This window comes from Shouchella oshimensis, assembly GCF_004375095.1.
Lineage (GTDB): Bacteria > Bacillota > Bacilli > Bacillales > Bacillaceae_D > Shouchella > Shouchella oshimensis.
Genome location: NZ_SNUX01000002.1, coordinates 748,324 through 765,465 on the forward strand (window position 1 = coordinate 748,324; position 17,142 = coordinate 765,465).

A 17,142-nucleotide genomic window follows, 5' to 3' on the forward strand; every position below is an offset into this window, starting at 1 on the left:
AAAGCAATGAACCCCTTCATTGCTTTTTTACCCATGACGCTACACAGCCTTGTAATTAATAAAAAGTGAGATGGCTTTTGTCTTTTCGATAGTAGTCGAGTCGGTCTTGCAATGTCCCGGTGTGGTATTCGAATTTATGCCCATCAGGGTCGGTGAAATAAATGGATTGTTTGTCTTGTTCATCTCGGGTTCTTCCTTTTAAAATGGAGACTTCTAAGGCGTTAAGTCTATGGACTGTGCTTTCAAATGCTTCTTCTTCAATTGAAAAAGCAATATGAGTGTAGGATTGGGCGATTTCGTTACGAGGGATGGCTTCTTCGACATTCAGGGCGAGCCATGTACCGTCTAAATCAAAGTAAGCTAGTTTTTCGCCTTTAACGAGTAAGGTTGCACCTAATACTTGTTCATAAAAAGTAATGGATTTCTCAAGATTTGAAACGGAAAAAGTAAGATGATTAATTGGCATAAGAACCTCCAAGTCAATTGTTTTCCTAAATGGATCCATTTAGCGTATACTAAAAATTAATTTTTATGAATCTTCATCATTATAAATGCATACCTGTGATAAATACAATGGAGGATGTAAAGTGACTGAAATCGTACGTGAATTAACTGTGGATGAGTGGGATTCCATTGTCCACCTTTCAAAGGCTGTTGGATGGGATTATCATAGAAAAGAAGTAGAGATTATATTTAAAAACGGCACAGTGTTTGGAATTCAAGACAATGGAAAACTTGTGGCTTGTGGAGCGCTTATTTCTTACGATGAAAAAAAGATTGGGTCGATCGGAATGGTAATAGTTCTTCCGTCCCATCAAGGAAAGGGACTTGGTCGTAAACTAACAGAAGCGTGTATAAATAAAAAAACACAAACTCAATCACTTATGTTGATTGCAACAAAAGAGGGGGAACCCCTTTATCGAAAAGTAGGCTTTCAAACGACGGGTAGGATAGTGAAATATACAAATCCTTCCGCTACATTCTTTAACGATCTCGTACAAGCCCAGCCTTTTGAACGATTCATGTTTCAAGATGTAGTCGATTTAGATGCAATGGCATTTGGAGAGAGAAGAGAAGGATTCTTACAGGATCGTATAAAGCAAGCTAGTAAAGCCTATGTACTCATTAAAGATGAAGGAATCGTTGGATATGGATTAGCTATAGATACACCTTACAATCGAATCATCGGGCCACTCATTTGTAACACAGAAGAAGGAGCTATTGATCTCATTCGTGCCCTATTATTAGGATATTCGGGTCGAGTTCGAATTGATATGCCTGAAAAACGAGAACGTGTGGAGGCTTTTTTACAAAAAGCTGGCTTTTCTCTCTCTGCTACTCCACCTTTAATGGTGAAAGGAGAACTGCCCGATCGCAACGGAACATTGATAGATGGGGATAAAAGTGGTGATTGCTGGTCATTAAACGTAACAAAATCCGTTGACGTAACTGATTTTGAGCCGCTTTATCAAGACTCGTTCAAAAAAGAAGCAACCTTTATGAAGCTATTTCGGTGTCAGCTTTATCAATTACATCAGAAACGCAGTGTCTCGATAGTAAACGATACCTTTTCAATTCGCTTTGAATCAGGTAAAAAGCAGACAAGAACATTGAATAATTTAAACGAATTAGAGCGAGTGCTCAATGAAGAATTTCATTTACCGCAATTACCGGTTGAGCCATGCATTGAATTTTTACAACAACAAAACCTAGCCCTTTTTAAGTAAAGGAAGCTGCATCACTCATTACGGGTGAAAGACTTATTAAAGGAATGATTTCGAAACTGTGTGATCCTTCCTTAACTAAAGGTACAACTAATTGACAGCACCCCATTTCACATGCTACTGTATATTACAGATAAATAAGGTCTGTAATAACGATTAAGGATGAGGGGCATGAAATATTCGAAAGCAACAAACTACGCTTTGCATACAATGGTTTATTTAACGACGATGCCTCGTGGTAAGGCAACAGGTGTTGATGTACTAGCAAAGCGACAAGATGTCTCACCAACTTACTTATCCAAAATTTTAACAAAGCTTGTAAAAGCAGGGTTGATTGAGTCAACGCCTGGCGTGAATGGCGGCTATAGTCTGAGCCGGAATGGAAAACAAATCTCTTTTTTAGATATCATTCATGCGATTGAAGGACAGTCGGTATTATTTCGATGCTCCTCAGACCATGAAGATGCAGTTCAAAGAAAAGGGTGTTTGATTGAAAAAGCAATGTCGCGAGCAGAAGACCGATTGAAAGAAGAGCTAGATAAAACAACCATTGCAGATATCGCTAATGAGGTAGAAAAGAGCCGCGGGTAGCGGTACTCTTTTTACAGAAATTAAAGATAAAAATAGTCTTCGATATCTATAATATCGATAAAAGGAGATGAAAGAATGATCGATACAGTGATTATAGGTGGCGGTCCAGCTGGATTAAGTGCAGCGCTAGTTTTAGGAAGAGGCAAACGGAGCGTTACGCTGTTTGATGATGCTAATCCGCGAAATCAAGTAACACAGCATTCACACGGCTATTTGACCCAAGATGGCGTGACACCAACGCAATTTAGACAAAAAGCATTAGCAGATTTACGTAACTATCCTTCAATTAAATGGGAACAACAACAAGTGAAGGCGATTGAGAAGCAAGGCGATGGCACGTTTAAAGTCAAAACCGAAAAAACTGAGTTGGTCACTCGCAAAATTTTGCTTGCAACAGGATTAAAAGACGTTTTGCCTGATGTTCCAGACATTCATGACTACTATGGAACCAGTTTATTTCCATGTCCATTTTGTGATGGGTGGGAGCTTAAGGATCAACCTTTGGTGGTCATCTCTGAAAACGATCATGCAAGCATGTTTACGACACTCATTACGAACTGGAGTAGAGATCTTGTTTTAGCCACGAATGGCAAAAGCGTCCTTTCAACTGAACAGAAGGAAGCTTTTGCTGCAAGAAACATTCAAGTAATAGAAGAGAAGATTCAGGCACTTAAAGGAAAAGATGGTCAACTACACCAGGTTCAATTTACAAATGGACTTATACTAGAGCGTTCGGCAGGCTTTGTGACATGTACGCTTAAGCAAGCTTCCCTTCTTGCAAATCGTCTTGGCTGCAAAGAAAATGAAAATGGTGGGTATGAAACAGATGGTTTTGGTCAGACAACAGTATCAGGGGTGTATGCAACCGGTGATATGACAATGAATCAAGCCCCGCAACTTATACTTGCAGCTGCAGATGGAAGTATGGTAGCCGCAAGTATCGTTAAAGCGCTGGCATTTGAAGATTTTGAAACCAATGTGGCTGTTCATTAGAAAAGTAACGTACGAAAAACAATGCCGCAGATAACACCAATAATTACGGATAGTAAAAAATGGTTTGTAAAAAAATAAACAATGCCCGTGGAAAGACATACGAGTAATGTTGGTACAGAAAGAATGGCAGTAGATGAAGGGTTGAGCACTTGCTGTGCTAGAAACGTTGTTAAAATAGCGATTGGCACATATTGAAAATAAAGCTTTGCAAATGGAGATAAGGTAACACGTCCTAACCATTCTAATCCAATGTAGCGGATACTGAAGACTAGCACACCCATTAATACAATGAGTAGCCATTGATCAAACATAAGTCTACACTCCTTTCTGTGTATAAATACCAACGAGTGGGGCAAGCAAGCCGACAAGTATAATGGTAAAGCCATTATTTGGTGCGATCCATTCAGCAATCATTGTGATGATACAAGCAGCCCCAACAGTTAGCCAAGCAGCCTTGTGTGTTAAAGCAGGGAGGAGCAGAGCGGTAAACGCTGCTGGAAATGCAAGATCAAGCCCAAAACGAATGGGGTCTATTTGATCGCCAATCCATACACCTATAAAGGAAGAACTTACCCAGGCAGCATAAAAAAATAAAGTCGTTGTTAAGAAATAACGAATATCTGTGCCGTGTTTATTGAATCGAGCTTTGGCAAGAAGGTAAGGTTCATCGCTTATACCGAAAAGGCTAAAGAATCGCCATGGTTGCTTCACTTTCTTTAAATCTCTTGCTAAATCCATTCCATAAAGAAAGTCGCGCAAGTTTAATAGAAAGGCAGCGAGTAGAATGGCTGGTATAGTAGCACCGGTAGCATACATGGCAACGGCAACTAGTTGCACAGAACCAGCAAATATAAGTATGGACATAACCGTAGCTGTTAAAATTGTAAAATCTGCTTGATGAGCGAGTACGCCGTATGATAGGCCATAAGAAGCAATCGCAAGTGCGATCGGCAACCCGTCAGCGATAGCGTCTTTCAATGAATTCCTCATAACCTAGACCCCTTTAGGTGAGATGTTATATACTTAAAGTAACCTTATTGTATATTATAATATACTTTAAGTCTATTATAATTATATGGTGGCGATGAAATTGGAAGAAAAAGTTGCTCAACAGATCGGTGATCGAGTACGTCAATTGCGGATAAAAAAGGGTATCAGTCTTGAAGCGTTCGCAAGTAAAAGTCATATAAGTAAGTTGACATTAATGAAGATTGAAAAAGGAGAAGGGAACCCTACTCTATCTGTTGTTTGGAAAATAGCGAATGGATTAGGTGTACCGGTTGCTTCCTTATTAATGGTCGAAGAAGGGATTGAGCTTTCTCGAAAAAACCAATCCCTTGAATTAGCTAGTTCTGATAAACAGTTTATCGTTGAACCGATGTTTCAAAAAAACCACTATGAGCTTTACCGAGGTTATTTAAAACCAGGAGCGATTTACCAATCAGACCCTCATCCTCAAGGCGTGCTTGAATGTGTAACGGTTATGACAAATGAGCTTATTGTACGTATAGGAGATGAAGCTTATCATTTACTGGAACATGACGGCATCCGTTTTAATGGAGACAAGGTTCATTTGTATGAAAATCCAACTGAGGAACTAACAGTACTTCATTTTGTCATTACGTATGAAGGATGGTAAATGATACCATCCTTTTTGACATACGCAGGAAAAATAAGAATGATGTCGAAAAGAATAGTGATGGAGAGAATTTTTATTAAATGAACGTAATAGAGAGGGTTTAATCAAATGAAAAAAAAGATAGCTGTTTTTTGTGGGTCTGCCAGTGGGACAAATCCTATTTATATAGAAGAAGCGAAGCGTCTAGGTTCTTTACTTGCAGAGCAAAACCGTGGACTTGTTTACGGAGGAGCACAGGTAGGATGTATGGGGGCAATTGCCAATCAAGTGTTAGAAAAAGAAGGTCATGTACATGGTGTTATTCCTAAGAAATTGATGCGTGTAGAGGTTGCCCATCAACATCTCACTCAATTAGATGTTGTTGAGACCATGCATGAGCGAAAGGCAAAGATGGCAGAGCTTTCCGATGCATTTGTCGCTTTACCGGGAGGAGCCGGAACACTAGAAGAATGGTTCGAGGTTTTCACATGGGCGCAACTAGGTTATCACCAAAAACCATGTGGCGTTTTAAATGTAGCTGGATTTTATGATCCGTTTCTTTCAATGATTGATCATACGATTGAACAAGGCTTTATGAATCCTCAATATAAAGAGCTCATCATTGTCGCTGATTCCTCAGAATCGTTATTAAAACAATTGGACGATTATGAGCCAATCTCGATTTCAAAATGGAGTGAAGGATGAGTACGAGTGTCCTCGCTTTTCAAGAAGTAGGCGATCCGTTGCAGCCATTACTTTTTTTTATTCATGGGGGTGGCGTTAGTAGCTGGATGTGGGAAAAGCAATTAACTGCCTTTTCCTCAACCTATCATTGTCTAGCTGTAGATTTACCTGAACATGGAAAGAGTAAAGGACAGTTTTCCATTGGACAAAGTGCATTAAAATGTCTACAGCTTGCAAAAGAAAAGGCAGAGGGAAAGCCTATCCACCTCATTGGTTTTTCGCTTGGGGCTCAAGTAGTCATTGATATGATAAGTAAAGATCCTAATGTTGCTGAAACAGCGATGATTAACAGTGCACTTGTTAACACGACGTCTTTCGTTCGTACAGGAGGATTATTGGCTTTGCAAGCATCTTATCCACTTGCAAAGTATCGTACCTTCGCTAAAGCTCAGGCAAACGTGCTCTACATACCAGAAGAACAATTTGACCACTATTACGAAGAATCAAAGCAATTAAAACGTGATACATTGGTGCGGGTTATGCGAGAAAACTTGTCTTACCAATTGCCGAGCTCTTTTTCATCTGTAAAAACTAAAATGCTTGTAACAGTCGGTGAAAAAGAAAACCGAATGATGAAGCGGTCATTAACGGAAATAAAGTATACGAATGAATACTGTCAAGACCAAGTATTTACAGGTGTCGGCCATGGCTATAGTTTAGCAGATCCCCATGGATTTAATACCGTTCTACTTAATTGGGTAACAGGAGAAAGATGGTAGAGAGTGAATATTGCCCCCTGCTAATCCTGTAATCAATACATTCTCGGCTACGCCAGTTCCAGTTCCTGCATTCTAAAAGGAAAAAGGTCTCGATTAAACAAAGTTTTTACTGTATAAGAAGGGAGCATGTTCTTTCATCCTGAAGGAATGTGCTCGTTTTCGTCTCTTATACGAATTCTGCTCATAAGTTTCACAGGTGGTCAATCGACTTAACTAATAGCCAAAATCATCAGTGGAAATTGCTGAAACGTAGGAAGGGTTTTTACCTTTTGAAGCGAATAGGTAGTAATGAATGCGTTGTGTATTAATACAATCATCAACAAATAGCTAAGCAAATAAAATTATTTAACAGGGTGGATTTATTTACTTATGCATATCGAGATTATGGAACGATATCAGTTGGATCGTAAAAAGATTGAAGACGATGGAATTGAGTATTTAACTAGTCAAAAAAACAACATGGATTTTGAACAAGTGGTTTTGTTGGTAGATACTTTTTTTGATGAAAAGGAAGCCCGGAAACAAATGGCAGCCTATTGTATGAAGGTCACAGATTATGCGTGTGTGAAAGCAGCTTTTGAATATACATCGCTATACAACTTGGAAGAAGAGCAAGAGGTGTTATTTGAGCGGTACCAAGAGGATCCGATATTAAAAGACCATATCCTAGTGTATGACCTTGCGAGACAATCGAAGCAATCTAAAGGCAAAACGGCACACATTATGGAAACAGCACGAACACTTTATGGACAAGTTCAGGATGATTCGTTAAAACTTAAGCTTGATTTAATCTTACAATATGAATTACTACTTAATGACCAGCATACTGTCGAAAAGTTTTATGAAAGCATGATAATGAAACTAAGGAATTTAGATCCGAGCTATGTAAAGACCGTTTTACTAACAAGGCTCGTTCATTATCACTCCCGTTCATTGTTCATAGATTCAGATGATTGGGAGGAAGCAGAAAAGAATTGTCTTGCTAATATTGTTAATCCATTGGCACCCCCGTTTTTCAAAGGAAGTGCTCATCAAATCGCTGGTTCTATTTTGGCGTTTTCGAGTAAGCTAGAATGTAGTTTAAGTCATCTTTGGAAAGCAAATCACTACTATAACGTCTCAGAAAATGTCGAAGCTGCTAAGAGAGTTACGAGCAGTGTAATCCCTTTTTGTTTAAACTTACACAAAAAGCAGATACCTAGTAAAATTAACTTTCAAGAAATTGATAAAGTAGAACAGGCTCATTACTTTATTGTACATGATGAAAGGAGTAAAGCCGTTTGCCTGTTAGAAGATCTATTAACAACGGATTCATCTCATTTTAAAGCAAATTTGTATCTGGCTTTTTTAAAGCGAAATCTTTCTCATCTGATGAGGCTTGCATGTGACTACAATCGAAATGCGTTTGAATTAAACTTAATCAAGCTTTTTGCGAATAGACTGTAAGCACGTTCTAGCTTATCGGCATAACGATGAGCTTTTTTATTTGGATCCGATTAGAAAACTGTGTAAAGGGAATGGGAAGGTTGGAAAAGATGAAGGGAGAGGTTTACTAATGGACATCGTTCTTCTATGTGGAAGTCTTCGTAAACAATCGTATAACCGAAAGTTGTTGAACACGATTAAAGAGCATGCACCAAGTCATTGGACGTTTAATGAAATTGCCATTGAACGTATTCCTTTTTACAATGCTGATGTGGAAGAGAGTCACGTTCCAGATGTAGTGAAAGCACTGAAAGAAGGGATGAGACATGCGGATGGTCTCATCATCGTTTCACCAGAATACAACAATGGAATGCCAGCCGTTATAAAGAATGCGTTGGATTGGGCTGCTAGTCCACCACAGGATTCCCCTTTACCTAAAAAACCGATTGCACTTGCTGGAGCTTCACCACAAGGCGCAGGAACGGTACAGGCTCAAACACAATTGAGACAAACATTAATTGCCATTGATGCCTACGTGATGTCTGGTCCAAAACTGTTAGTTGGACAAGTTCATAAGCGTGTTGATATTGAAGCTGAATGTATCACAGAAGAGGAAACGGTGAAGCGGATTAAAAAGTATGTAAGGGCCTTTGACGAGTGGATAACCACATTTAGCGAATAATCAAAAGAAAGTCTAACGCTGCTCAGGTTAGACTTTTTGTCGTTGACGAATGAGGCTATTGGAGTGGCTTTTCATAAAAGTGCATACGTATGTTCGTGTTTGTGGTAAAATAAGTCGTTGCTACTGAAAAGGAGGTCAAGATGACAGGAAAAACACATCTTATTGGTGGGATCATTGCTTGTCAAGCAGCCGACATCTTTTTGTTTCAGAACGAAGGACAGATTGGCTATTATGCTGCTGGGCTGATTGGGGCTCTTATACCCGATATTTGTCACACGCATTCAAAGATAGGGAGGAGGCTACCAGTCTTATCAAAGATTGTTAGCACATTGTTTGGTCATCGAACATTTACGCATAGCTTGCTCTTTCTCTTACTCATTAATCTATTGTTTCTTTATTTTTTTCCGGAACAAGAAGGTTTGCGTCTAGGCTTTTTAATTGGTATGATTTCCCACTATATACTCGATGCACTCACCGTGCGAGGTATTCGTTTGCTTTACCCCGCAACATTCCGTTTTCGTCTTGCTCGTTTTAGGACAGGCGGTGTAATAGAAAGTATCTTGCTTGGGGTACTCGTTTTAACGATTTGCTTCCTTTACATTGGCTTTCAATAAAAATTCTCGTAAATCCCCTCTTATTTATATTGATTATTAATTAATATTTGTTATAATTAATTGATGGAAATCGCATAGAAGTAAGAAGATCGGAGAATAGTATGGATAACTCCTTTGAAAGGAAGCAATCAATGAACGACGACAAAGTAATTGAGCTTAAAGGCATTACATATAAGGTTGACGAGACAATGATTCTTAAGGGGATTACAGGTTCGTTGAATAAAGGAAAGATTACGAGCATCGTTGGACCTTCAGGAGCAGGGAAAACGACTCTCTTTCGTTTATGCAATGGTATGAGGACGCCAACAGCTGGAACCGTTACATTCAATAACGAAAAGATTGAAACTTACGAACCATCCGCGTTACGTAGAAAAATTGGCATTGTGTTACAACATGCTACCATGCTAACTGGTACAGTAAAGGAAAATTTATTACTGCCCCTTACGTTGGCGAATCAACAAATTAGTGATCGAACGATTAAACAATCATTAGAAGAAGTAGGACTTTCAGCGTCGTTACTTAATCAACAGGCAAAAGAATTATCTGGTGGTCAGAAACAAAAGCTGTCTATTGCCCGGACGTTGTTAAATCAACCGGAAGTTCTGCTGTTAGATGAAATTACGTCCTCGCTAGATCGTGTGTCGGTTCAAGAAATTGAACGTTTAATTGTCACAATTAACGAAAGCTACGGCACAACCATTAGCTGGATTACGCACCAAATTGAACAAGCAAAGCGTTTATCTCATAATAGCTGGGTTATGATGGACGGGGAATTAGTCGAACAAGGAACGGTGGAGTTGTTAACAAAACCTAAAGAGGACCGGGTGAAGGCATTTCTCCAGGAGGAGCCTGTATGAGTTTGACAACGCTAATTCTTACGCTCATTTTCGTGCTCATACCGTTGCTCATGTCTCAAGTGCTAAAGCTTGGCTTAAATCGTGATATCCTTGTGGCTACGATACGTTCAATTGTTCAGTTACTTGCTGTTGGCTATATTTTGCAATTTGTTTTTGACTCAGAAAGCTATTTGTATATTTCTCTTATGATTGTCTTAATGATTACGGCGGCAACACAAAATGCAAGAAAAAAGGGGAAAAGGATCCGTGGCATAACTTGGAAACTAATCGTGACGTTTTTAACCATTCAAACGCTAACTCAAGGTATTTTGTTAGGGTTACACATTACACCTGCTACAGCACAATACATTATACCGATTAGTGGGATGGTCATTGGAAATTCCATGGTCTTAGGCATCTTATTTTTAAATCGATTTACTGCCGAGGTAGAAGCAAAGAAAGATGAGGCAGAATTGATTTTAAGTCTAGGAGGAACACCAAAACAAGCTGTACAGAAGCAATTGATTTCTTCTATTCAGGCGAGTACTATTCCCACGATAGAGAGTCAAAAAACGATCGGGCTTGTCCAACTTCCAGGAATGATGAGTGGACAAATCATTGCTGGAGCTGATCCAGTTCAAGCTGTACTGTTTCAATTGCTCATTTTATTCCTATTGTTAACAACTGCGATTGTAACAAGTATTATGCTCGGTTTTTTATCGTACCCTTCATTGTTCAATGAACGGATGCAGTTCCTGCGTTAAAGAATAAAAAGAACATGGCCTAGGCCATGTTCTTTTTATTCTGCTTGTCTTTTGAATGATTCAATTAACTGTAAAGTTGGTTGTAAATCTTCAAGGGTAATCTGATCCGCATCTTTCTTGTGTTTAATGATGGCTTCTAAGGCATGGTAAAAATTACTGTAAATGTACAAGTGCTTGTTTTCATCAATAGAGTAACTATTCATGTACTCTTTGATTCTTTTTTTCATGGTCGTCTCGAGAAAGTGTAAACCGTCTGATTTCGTTTCGATCTCTTTCATTTACATCCCTCCTACTTATCCACTTCCCGCATGAATGTATTGTGAAACAACAGGTCAGGTGTTTAATTACTTCTTATTAAAGTGAAATCCTTGTTTATTGAGTGATTCAGTCGTCTGTGGAATTCCTTTATCATGGCTATAATAACGTGCAACTGTTTCCGTCCACGTTTTTTGAATAGGACGAGACTGCATGTATGTTTTCATTTTGTCTTCGTATGCTCGGATATGTGACAAGTGATCGTGTTGATAGGTTTCTTTATGGTAAAACGAATCAAGAGGCAAACGAGGCTTTAAGTCATTTTCTTCAGCAGGATGACCAATGACAAGCCCAACAATAGGAAAAACGTATGATGGCAAGTCTAAAACGTCAATAATGCGATCTGACTTTGTTCGAATGGCTCCAATTGGTACTATACCAAGCCCTAGAGACTCAGCAGCGGCAATGGCATAGCCCATCGCAATTCCTACGTCAGTTGTACCTACTAGCAAGGTATCAACGTTTTCACTAGCTTTAAATGTTTGCCCATTTTGTTCTAACGCTTGACTAATTCGATGAAAGTCTACATTAAACGAGAGAAATACAGGCGCTTGGTCAATCCACGGTTGACCAATGATTTCAGAAATCTGCTTTTTTTTCTTTTGATCTGTCACGCCCACAATGCTGAGTTGTTGCCCGTTTCCCCAAGTTGGAGCCGCTTGAGCCGCCTCAATAATTGTTTGAAGCTGTTCCTCTTCAATTGGGTTTGGTAAGTAATTTCGAACAGAATAGTGATTGGTCAATACTGATATGGTTTCATTCATTTGTGATCCCTCCTATAGCTGTTATAACAAAAAAAGAGAAGGAACGCATACCAGAAGGATTCTATGCTACAGATGCCAGTCGTTATCTACAAAAGAAACGACGAAGCGTTTACTTCGTCGTATGAATATGGTTTTCAAGAATGGCTGTTGTGAGAATGGTTAGTAATTCCTCAGATAAAGGTGTGTCATGACTCATAGCAGCGATACTTTCTTCTTCTATATCGTCTGAGACATGACGCAGTCCGTGTCCCATTTGATCGATCAAGTAAAGCTCACTAGTTTGATTTGCGTCATGTAGTAGCTGAGCATCATGAACAGGAATTTGCTGATCGTTATTTCCATGAATGATGTATGTGGGAAACGTAGCCTCCTCAATTAATTTAGCTGGATCGACCGCCATCCATGAGGACAAAAACGGTTGCACACTGTGATTGAAAAGGGATTCAAGTTCTAGGCTAACCTCTTGAACCATGTCTCCTTGGACAAGCTGTTCAAGGATGTCTGCAGATTCTTCTAGAAGTTCTGGTGTGATAAAAGGATCATTTTCTAATTGCTCAACTAATACTTTATCAATGGTTCTTCCAGCACCTGCAACGGAAGAATACGACTGAACCCCTTCTTGAATGGCTGCTGCTAAGCCGATTAACGCCCCCTCGCTATGTCCGATCAGGTGGACAGAAGAAAACGATTCCTGCTCTTTAGCATACCGGAGCCAAGCTTGAGCATCGGTAATATAATCATCAAAGCGTGTTTCGATACTATTCGGTGCCAGAGAAACGTTATCGCCGATCCCTCGTTTGTCATAGCGAATTGTGGCAATCCCATTGTCATTTAGATGTTCTGACAAAAGTTTCAAGTTATCATTTCGCCCAGGCATTAAATACGAGTTACCATGTTTATCTGTTGGCCCCGAACCAGGGAGGATAAGAGCAACAGGCATGTCCTTCGATTCGTTTGCTGGGAAATCTACCTTTGCTTTTATAACTTCAGATGCATCAAGGGAAATCTCTGTTAACAATTCCTCTTCCTTAAAACGCAGTTGGAAAGGAAGCTCTTGACCAAGCTGAGTAAACTCTCCTTGAATGTTATCTCCATCTCGTTTTCCAGTAAATAGAATTGTTTGATTTTGAATCGTTGTCTCCAAGGATAATGAATCTTCATCTGCATCTACGACGTCAAAAGGTTCATCCAATATTCCTTGAATTGGAATCGATAAAGTTGCCGTCTCGTTCTCGACAGAGACTTCGATCGAAAGCGGTTGCATAGGAATAACAATTTCACCTTCCCATGTACCTGCATACGCTTCTAATGGATTTATCTTAGGCTCTTCACTGGTTTCTTGTTGACAAGCAGTGAGAAAAACAACTAAAAAAATACTGGTTGTGTAGAAATAGGATGGTTTTTTCATCCAATAAAGCCTCCTTCACATGTACGAATGGCTATATGTACAGAATTAAAGCGTAATCAATAAGGCGTTCATTCGTCAAGTGTCTACTAGATAGATTCGGTGTGTATTGGTAGAGTCCTTGAAATTTACTAGAAGTTTACAGAAAAAAGACACGGGTAATAGTCAAAGAAAAGAGGTGTTTTCATGAAAATTCCTTTTCGTATCGGTGTAGGAAGCTGGATTGTCTTGCTTAGTTATTTCGTTTATGAGCCATTTGCTATTCGCGCTTCTATTGCCCCGTATTTTTATTTATCCCAGCCAATGAGCGATTTAGGAATAACAGAGTGCGGTGTGGGAACCTATCCGTGGGCTGACTATTTTATTTGTTCACCCCACGCACCAATTGTAAATAGTCTTTTTCTTTTAACTGGAATTGTTCTTTTAATAGGGTTGTGGGGTCTGAAAGAAAGGGTAAAGCTGAGCAGAATAGGAAAAGCTGGATTTGTCTTCTTGTTCCTATTTGCAGTGGGCTTTAGCTTTAGCGTCATACCTGCAAATGTAAGTTTTGAATGGCATACGTATCCTGCGCTCGTAATGTTCGTAGTCGCACCAGCTCTTTTTTTTATCAGTGTAAAACTAAATAAAGGAAAAAGGCTAACCATGATAAGCGCAGGGCTATTAACGATGATCAAAGTAGCCATTATGGCTGTCGCTTTTCTTCCAATTGAATGGGGCGGGTTACTTCAACGCTTGTTCTACTTCGTCTTTTATTGTTGGGGCCTTGGCATGATGGTTCGTTTGAAAGGAAAATAATAAGAAGAAGAAAAACCAAAGGCCTCAAGTAAAGTAGACCTTTGGTTTTTTTCATTTCTTGCGAAGTAGGATAAAGACAACTAGGGCAAGTTGGATGGCAATACAAATGACGGTTACGACGATAATACTTGGCATACTGTTCTCTACAACAATCGCTGAATAAGCCCAGATGAACACGAGAGGATAAAAGATATCTCGATATGCAAAAGCAATCATGACAGCAAGTAATGTACCAACCAGAAGCATAATAATCGTCCATGGTACTTCACTCAATCCTAAAAAGGTTGTGGTATTACTTTGTACAAACCATGTAAATACATTGACAATAGTAGCAACAGATACCCAGCCGAGATAGATAGAGAATGGTAAGCGATCGTACCAACGAAAATCAAAACGATTGATTTTGAAGTAAATGACAATTAATGTGAGTAGCAATCCAATGATAATAATGACCGATAGGAAGACCCATTCCTGTGTAAATGCAATAATCCATAAACTATTTAAAAGAAAATTTGCTGGCAACCAATACCCAATGCGAGTGTAAATCTCTCCGCTCCAACGATTCACAAAGAAGATACGCATAATCCAAATGAATAAGAGAAAATAAATCATTCCCCAAATGGAAAATGCAAATCCTGCGGGTTGAATCAATGCTTGATCTTGATTCGCAACAGTGCCAACATTTGTCGCAGACATATAATTTGTCACAATCATAAAAGCAAAAAAGAGTAAATAGATAACGCCTAAGCGTGTGGTTTGTTTCATGGTGGCCCTCCTTTTAATATTCCTATTTACCTCTATTCACTCTTTTATTTCGACATAAACGTCGGATTGAAAATATTTTTAATGAAACAGCCATAATCGTTCTATTGCGCTACTTTCCATATATCCACCTATGTAATTGTTCCTTGGAATCAGAGGCAACATTTTCAGATAAACGCGCACACGCAAGGATGGGAAGCCAATTTAATACTTCTTCTTCATCCAACTTCCCTTCCGCACAGTAAAGGTATAAGTAAAGTGTGGCTAGCGCTTGAGAAATGCTTGCGTACAGTAAGTAAGAGCGACAGGCATCAGCGCAGGGAAAGCCAATACTCGCATCTACCCAATCGATCATGCTTATTCCTTTTTTTGTTTTAATCAGATTAAAGAAGTGAAAATCTCCATGACAGAGACTCTGGGAAGTCGATGATTCGACGAGCTGTTGTAAAAGATTCAGGAGGTGATGCTTTCTGGAGGAAGAGAGATCATCGACTTGATGAATTTGGCGTTTTAGCTTCTGTGGCATTAATTCTATTTTTTCTGTCTTTTTTAGTGGGATTCTGTGTAGGTGATGTTGTTGCTTAACTGCAGTTAACATACATTGATCCAATGTGTATAGAGATTTCCAGCAATTTGTACCTAATGGTTCTCCATCCACATAGTCGAGAATTAAAGCGTGTTGTAGTTGATACGAGGTAATGCGGTGAACATCAGGAACAAAGAGATTAAGCTGATATGCAAAATGATGATTTCGATATTCTTTTTCAACTTCTTCAGCGGGTAAATGAGGATGGTATAATTTGATAGCGAAATTTCCTTGGCGGTAGAGAGTAGCTGTATTCCCAAACGCAAACGGCTTCCCTAACGTTGGGTGTGTAGAATCAGTCTCAGCATTTGGTTTCTTTTTTTCATTAAAAAGCAAAAGATCTTCTCTGGCTTGTGTTAATAAAGCAGCATAGGGATAGTCCATAATGTTGCACTCCTTTCGACTTATCTTCAGTTAATCATATAGCAGGTTATTTGGACATGGTTGTTTGACTACTGTTTCCACTTATAAAGCAGACCATGTATCCTCTAGAATTAATCGTAAAAAGAAACAGCCGAGTAGCTACTTCGGCTGTTATGGGTTATTGAGAAAGCATAGGGTCAATTTTTTTAGTGAGTTGTACGCGATTTACTTTTTTGTCGTCCATATCCAAGATCTCAAAGCGTAGTTCTTTATAATCTAGTTGTTCTCCTACTGTAGGCAAGTAGCCGAATTGCTGGATTAGGAAACTAGCTAAATTATCTTCTTCTTCTGGTATGTTGACATGAAACACATTATTTAATCGACGAAGGGAGATTTTGCCGTCGCAGACAAGCCGTGACTCTGACTGTTCTTCAATTAAAACATCGTCAACATCTGTTTCATCTTCAATATCTTGCCCAATCATCGCTTCAATTAAATCTTCGTGTGTAATGATGCCTTCTGTCCCACCGTATTCATCTAAGACAATAGCAAAATGCTTCTTTTCCTGTAACATTTTTTGGAAGACGCGGTTGACTGGATGAAATTCATAGACATAGAGAGGCTGTAAATCTGCCATTTCTTTAAGTGGCTTTGAGGGTTCTTGGCTCCATTTCAATACAAACTTTGAATGGAAGACACCGATAATATGATCAATATCTTCTTCGTAAACAGGGTATCGTGTATATTGGTTGTTCAAAATAATTTCTTTTGCTTCTTCGAATGTACTCTCAGCTGGTAATCCTTGTACGTCAATACGTGGTGTTTGTAGCACATCTGCCACATTTAATTGATCAAAATCGAGCATGCCCTTTAACCGATACACTTCATCATTTTTAAACGTTCCTTCTATGTGCCCAATGTCCACCATGGCCCGCATTTCCTCTTTTGAAAAAGTCGTTTCTGTTCCAGCATTTTTTCCTAGCATCCGAATGACAAGACGTGTAAATGCGTTAAGAAGAAAGGTAAAAGGCTTTAACAGCTTTAGTAATAGGTTGGTAAGCGGGTAAACAGCATAGGCAATTCTTTGTGGATAAGCAGCAGCCACAGATTTGGGAAGTACTTCTGCGAAAATGATAATTAAGACTGTTAATACACCCGTTGCAATTCCGACGTTTAAGCCATAATCAATGGCGACAATGGTTACAAGGGAAGGCAGAATAATATTTGGGACGTTGTTTGCAATAAGAATGCCTGGAATAAATTCTTCTGCGTTGTTTACTAGCTTTAATAAACGCTCGGACTTTTTATCTCCTTGAGCGGCTTTTGTTTGTAGTTTTATTTTATTTGTTGCAGTTAGAGCGGTTTCACTACCAGAAAAGAAACTTGATGCAATAAATAAAAGGATAATCGCAACGAATATCAAGATGTTTCCTCCAATTTTA

At 39.1% G+C, this 17,142-nt stretch carries 21 protein-coding genes; 12 read left to right on the plus strand and 9 right to left on the minus strand.

From position 1 onward, the window contains the following. Positions 1-55 precede the first annotated feature (55 nt). Positions 56-505, minus strand: coding sequence for a metallothiol transferase FosB (gene fosB, locus E2L03_RS09710; RefSeq protein WP_371836655.1), 450 nt, complete (start codon positions 503-505; stop codon positions 56-58). A gap of 82 nt (positions 506-587) precedes the next feature. On the opposite strand from fosB, the gene E2L03_RS09715 reads away from it, so the two are divergent. The 3 genes from E2L03_RS09715 (at position 588) to E2L03_RS09725 (ending at position 3,308) form a co-directional block, all read left to right on the plus strand. After that, positions 588-1,727 (plus strand): GNAT family N-acetyltransferase, encoded by a 1,140-nt coding sequence (locus tag E2L03_RS09715; protein WP_166740260.1) that lies wholly within the window; start codon positions 588-590, stop codon positions 1,725-1,727. 168 nt (positions 1,728-1,895) lie between these two features. After that, on the plus strand, positions 1,896-2,315 hold the full coding sequence (locus tag E2L03_RS09720; protein ID WP_038477249.1) for an RrF2 family transcriptional regulator: 420 nt from the start codon (positions 1,896-1,898) through the stop codon (positions 2,313-2,315). Positions 2,316-2,390: 75 nt separating this feature from the next. Next, the gene (locus E2L03_RS09725; RefSeq protein WP_124741457.1) at positions 2,391-3,308 is read left to right on the plus strand and encodes an NAD(P)/FAD-dependent oxidoreductase; all 918 of its coding nucleotides are present in this window, start codon (positions 2,391-2,393) and stop codon (positions 3,306-3,308) included. Here the strand turns inward: E2L03_RS09725 and E2L03_RS09730 are convergent. After that, a complete protein-coding gene (locus E2L03_RS09730; protein ID WP_038477256.1) occupies positions 3,305-3,619 on the minus strand; it encodes a branched-chain amino acid transport AzlD family protein in 315 nt (104 codons plus the stop codon). The two genes, E2L03_RS09725 and E2L03_RS09730, sit on opposite strands and share 4 nt — an antisense overlap. Positions 3,620-3,623: 4 nt before the next feature. Next, the gene (locus tag E2L03_RS09735; RefSeq protein ID WP_134259085.1) at positions 3,624-4,298 is read right to left on the minus strand and encodes an AzlC family ABC transporter permease; all 675 of its coding nucleotides are present in this window, start codon (positions 4,296-4,298) and stop codon (positions 3,624-3,626) included. 100 nt (positions 4,299-4,398) lie between these two features. Between E2L03_RS09735 and E2L03_RS09740 the strand changes: the two genes are divergently transcribed. From E2L03_RS09740 to E2L03_RS09775, 8 genes are all read left to right on the plus strand, one after another. Further along, on the plus strand, positions 4,399-4,947 hold the full coding sequence (locus tag E2L03_RS09740) for a helix-turn-helix domain-containing protein (RefSeq protein WP_241741811.1): 549 nt from the start codon (positions 4,399-4,401) through the stop codon (positions 4,945-4,947). A gap of 108 nt (positions 4,948-5,055) precedes the next feature. Beyond that, positions 5,056-5,631, plus strand: a complete 576-nt coding sequence (locus tag E2L03_RS09745; RefSeq protein ID WP_095149678.1) for an LOG family protein — start codon at positions 5,056-5,058, stop codon at positions 5,629-5,631. Continuing rightward, a complete protein-coding gene (locus E2L03_RS09750) occupies positions 5,628-6,389 on the plus strand; it encodes an alpha/beta fold hydrolase (protein WP_134259087.1) in 762 nt (253 codons plus the stop codon). The genes E2L03_RS09745 and E2L03_RS09750 overlap by 4 nt, the downstream gene beginning before the upstream one ends. 369 nt (positions 6,390-6,758) lie before the next feature. Continuing rightward, a complete protein-coding gene (locus tag E2L03_RS09755) occupies positions 6,759-7,835 on the plus strand; it encodes a hypothetical protein (RefSeq protein ID WP_134259088.1) in 1,077 nt (358 codons plus the stop codon). 109 nt (positions 7,836-7,944) lie between these two features. After that, positions 7,945-8,496 (plus strand): NADPH-dependent FMN reductase, encoded by a 552-nt coding sequence (locus E2L03_RS09760; RefSeq protein ID WP_166740262.1) that lies wholly within the window; start codon positions 7,945-7,947, stop codon positions 8,494-8,496. Positions 8,497-8,636: 140 nt separating this feature from the next. Continuing rightward, complete coding sequence (locus E2L03_RS09765) at positions 8,637-9,110, plus strand: metal-dependent hydrolase (protein ID WP_038477274.1); 474 nt, start codon at positions 8,637-8,639, stop codon at positions 9,108-9,110. Between the two features lie 131 nt (positions 9,111-9,241). Continuing rightward, entirely contained in the window at positions 9,242-9,967 is a 726-nt protein-coding gene (locus E2L03_RS09770) for an ABC transporter ATP-binding protein (RefSeq protein WP_095149682.1), read from the plus strand. Further along, on the plus strand, positions 9,964-10,710 hold the full coding sequence (locus tag E2L03_RS09775) for an ABC transporter permease (protein WP_038477277.1): 747 nt from the start codon (positions 9,964-9,966) through the stop codon (positions 10,708-10,710). Before E2L03_RS09770 ends, E2L03_RS09775 begins: the two co-directional genes overlap by 4 nt. 35 nt (positions 10,711-10,745) lie before the next feature. Here E2L03_RS09775 and E2L03_RS09780 read toward each other — a convergent pair whose 3' ends face one another. The 3 genes from E2L03_RS09780 to E2L03_RS09790 all read right to left on the minus strand — a co-directional run bounded on the left by E2L03_RS09780 (position 10,746) and on the right by E2L03_RS09790 (position 13,197). Next, the gene (locus E2L03_RS09780; protein ID WP_038477279.1) at positions 10,746-10,988 is read right to left on the minus strand and encodes a hypothetical protein; all 243 of its coding nucleotides are present in this window, start codon (positions 10,986-10,988) and stop codon (positions 10,746-10,748) included. A 66-nt stretch (positions 10,989-11,054) separates the two neighbouring features. Then, positions 11,055-11,789, minus strand: a complete 735-nt coding sequence (locus E2L03_RS09785; RefSeq protein WP_038477282.1) for an NADPH-dependent oxidoreductase — start codon at positions 11,787-11,789, stop codon at positions 11,055-11,057. 109 nt (positions 11,790-11,898) lie between these two features. Next, positions 11,899-13,197: an alpha/beta hydrolase gene (locus E2L03_RS09790; RefSeq protein WP_134259090.1), complete on the minus strand. Its 1,299-nt coding sequence runs from the start codon at positions 13,195-13,197 to the stop codon at positions 11,899-11,901. Between the two features lie 183 nt (positions 13,198-13,380). On the opposite strand from E2L03_RS09790, the gene E2L03_RS09795 reads away from it, so the two are divergent. Then, positions 13,381-13,989: a DUF998 domain-containing protein gene (locus E2L03_RS09795; protein ID WP_134259091.1), complete on the plus strand. Its 609-nt coding sequence runs from the start codon at positions 13,381-13,383 to the stop codon at positions 13,987-13,989. Between the two features lie 51 nt (positions 13,990-14,040). Here the strand turns inward: E2L03_RS09795 and E2L03_RS09800 are convergent, their stop codons facing one another. The 3 genes from E2L03_RS09800 to E2L03_RS09810 all read right to left on the minus strand — a co-directional run bounded on the left by E2L03_RS09800 (position 14,041) and on the right by E2L03_RS09810 (position 17,123). Next, complete coding sequence (locus E2L03_RS09800; RefSeq protein WP_134259092.1) at positions 14,041-14,754, minus strand: TspO-related membrane protein; 714 nt, start codon at positions 14,752-14,754, stop codon at positions 14,041-14,043. A gap of 109 nt (positions 14,755-14,863) precedes the next feature. Further along, positions 14,864-15,721: a phosphotransferase family protein gene (locus tag E2L03_RS09805; protein WP_134259093.1), complete on the minus strand. Its 858-nt coding sequence runs from the start codon at positions 15,719-15,721 to the stop codon at positions 14,864-14,866. A gap of 157 nt (positions 15,722-15,878) precedes the next feature. Continuing rightward, complete coding sequence (locus E2L03_RS09810) at positions 15,879-17,123, minus strand: hemolysin family protein (protein ID WP_206698867.1); 1,245 nt, start codon at positions 17,121-17,123, stop codon at positions 15,879-15,881. Positions 17,124-17,142 lie beyond the last annotated feature (19 nt).

Bases quoted from the DNA above. Each gene is read 5' to 3' on its own strand.
- E2L03_RS09735 (WP_134259085.1), bottom strand. From the start codon at position 4,298: ATGAGGAATTCATTGAAAGACGCTATCGCTGACGGGTTGCCGATCGCA.
- E2L03_RS09805 (WP_134259093.1), bottom strand. From the start codon at position 15,721: ATGGACTATCCCTATGCTGCTTTATTAACACAAGCCAGAGAAGATCTT.
- E2L03_RS09770 (WP_095149682.1), top strand. From the start codon at position 9,242: ATGAACGACGACAAAGTAATTGAGCTTAAAGGCATTACATATAAGGTT.
- E2L03_RS09720 (WP_038477249.1), top strand. From the start codon at position 1,896: ATGAAATATTCGAAAGCAACAAACTACGCTTTGCATACAATGGTTTAT.
- E2L03_RS09765 (WP_038477274.1), top strand. From the start codon at position 8,637: ATGACAGGAAAAACACATCTTATTGGTGGGATCATTGCTTGTCAAGCA.
- E2L03_RS09760 (WP_166740262.1), top strand. From the start codon at position 7,945: ATGGACATCGTTCTTCTATGTGGAAGTCTTCGTAAACAATCGTATAAC.
- E2L03_RS09755 (WP_134259088.1), top strand. From the start codon at position 6,759: ATGCATATCGAGATTATGGAACGATATCAGTTGGATCGTAAAAAGATT.
- E2L03_RS09745 (WP_095149678.1), top strand. From the start codon at position 5,056: ATGAAAAAAAAGATAGCTGTTTTTTGTGGGTCTGCCAGTGGGACAAAT.
- E2L03_RS09730 (WP_038477256.1), bottom strand. From the start codon at position 3,619: ATGTTTGATCAATGGCTACTCATTGTATTAATGGGTGTGCTAGTCTTC.
- E2L03_RS09790 (WP_134259090.1), bottom strand. From the start codon at position 13,197: ATGAAAAAACCATCCTATTTCTACACAACCAGTATTTTTTTAGTTGTT.
- E2L03_RS09800 (WP_134259092.1), bottom strand. From the start codon at position 14,754: ATGAAACAAACCACACGCTTAGGCGTTATCTATTTACTCTTTTTTGCT.
- fosB (WP_371836655.1), bottom strand. From the start codon at position 505: ATGGATCCATTTAGGAAAACAATTGACTTGGAGGTTCTTATGCCAATT.
- E2L03_RS09780 (WP_038477279.1), bottom strand. From the start codon at position 10,988: ATGAAAGAGATCGAAACGAAATCAGACGGTTTACACTTTCTCGAGACG.
- E2L03_RS09775 (WP_038477277.1), top strand. From the start codon at position 9,964: ATGAGTTTGACAACGCTAATTCTTACGCTCATTTTCGTGCTCATACCG.
- E2L03_RS09795 (WP_134259091.1), top strand. From the start codon at position 13,381: ATGAAAATTCCTTTTCGTATCGGTGTAGGAAGCTGGATTGTCTTGCTT.
- E2L03_RS09785 (WP_038477282.1), bottom strand. From the start codon at position 11,789: ATGAATGAAACCATATCAGTATTGACCAATCACTATTCTGTTCGAAAT.
- E2L03_RS09750 (WP_134259087.1), top strand. From the start codon at position 5,628: ATGAGTACGAGTGTCCTCGCTTTTCAAGAAGTAGGCGATCCGTTGCAG.
- E2L03_RS09725 (WP_124741457.1), top strand. From the start codon at position 2,391: ATGATCGATACAGTGATTATAGGTGGCGGTCCAGCTGGATTAAGTGCA.